The sequence below is a fragment of the Testudinibacter crocodili genome (assembly GCF_006228025.1).
Taxonomy (GTDB): Bacteria; Pseudomonadota; Gammaproteobacteria; order Enterobacterales; family Pasteurellaceae; genus Chelonobacter.
Window position 1 is genome coordinate 1 of the sequence record NZ_VDHF01000165.1, and the last position, 1448, is coordinate 1448.

At 38.9% G+C, this 1448-nt stretch carries 1 protein-coding gene and 1 pseudogene; one reads left to right on the plus strand and one right to left on the minus strand.

The window, feature by feature from the left end; all coding sequences use genetic code 11:
- Positions 1-326 (minus strand): annotated as a pseudogene (gene tnpA, locus FHQ23_RS12125) (IS200/IS605 family transposase); the annotation flags it as partial.
- Between the two features lie 43 nt (positions 327-369).
- Here tnpA and FHQ23_RS12130 point away from each other — a divergent pair.
- Positions 370-1448 (plus strand): RNA-guided endonuclease InsQ/TnpB family protein (locus FHQ23_RS12130; protein ID WP_139614544.1); only part of this gene is annotated, 1079 nt, incomplete at its 3' end.

Consider the following 1448-nt stretch of genomic DNA (forward strand, 5'->3'; position numbering starts at 1 on the left):
AATGCATTACCCCATAATTTTTTCTTAATCGATGGAGAGTGTTTCTTTCTGATCATGCGGCTAGAAACACCTTTCAAGCTATTAACTAGCGTGGAAATAGCTACTTTAGGCGGATAATTAACAAGCAAATGAACGTGATCATCTTCGCCGTCAAATTCCACTAATTCGGCTTCAAAATCTTTACAGACCGATTTAAAAATTTCAGCAAGATCATCAAGAATTTCTTTCGTGAATACGTCTCTGCGATATTTTGTCACAAAAACTCAATGAATTTGTAAGTTAAAAACACAGTGTCTGCCGTGTCTGATTTCAGTATCTTTTGGCATAGACCAAAGATATAATCAGTAAAAACCCTATTTTGACTGAACTATGCTGATTCGTAAAGCCTTTAAATTTGAAATTAGACCAAATGGAGAACAACAACGTAAAATTGCACAATTTTGCGGTTGTTCTCATTTTGTGTTCAATAAGGCGTTAGATTGGCAAAAGCAAGCCTATGAAGCAGATAGCAAAACCAAATTTAGTTACACTAAATTAGCCAATTTTCTGCCCCAATGGAAAATTGAATTTTCATTTTTGAAAGAGTGCCATAGCCAAGTTTTACAGCAATCTCTCAAAGACTTAGAAAGTGCATATCGCCATTTTTTTACCAAACGTGCGGACTTTCCTAAATTCAAGAAAAAAGGGCTGAAAGACAGTTTTCGCTATCCGCAAGGTTGCAAAATTGAGCAGGAAAATGACCGCTTATGGTTACCTAAAATCGGTTGGGTGCGTTATCGCAATAGCCAGCAAATTTTAGGTGAGATCAAAAACGTCACTATAAGTAAAAAGTGCGGTCATTTTTTTGTCAGTATTCAAACCGAATTTGAACAAGTTATCCCGACACATCAAGGTTCAGAAATTGGTATTGATATGGGCGTAGCACGCTTTGCAACCCTTTCAAACGGTGGATTTTTTGAGCCGTTGAACAGTTTTAAAAAACACCAAGAAAGCCTAAGAAAAGCACAGCAATCTTTAAGCCGAAAAGTGAAATTCAGCCGAAACTGGCTGAAACAGAAAGGGAAAATCGGCAAAATCCACCACAAAATCAGCAATGCTCGCAAAGACTATTTGCATAAAATCTCAACCGAAATCTGCAAAAACCACGCAATGATCTATGTTGAAGATTTGCAAGTCGCCAATATGAGTAAATCCGCCAAAGGCACGGCAGAACAACAGGGCAAAAATGTAGCACAAAAGTCGGGTTTAAACCGTTCGATACTCGATCAGGGTTGGTTTGAGTTTAGACGACAGTTGGACTATAAATCAGCTTGGCTAGGCGGTTACGTGGTTGCGGTCAATCCGAAAAATACCAGTCGCACTTGCCCTTGTTGTGGTCATATTGCCAAGGAAAATCGACAAACACAGGCAAATTTTGCGTGTGTGGAGTGCGGATACCGTGAAAACGC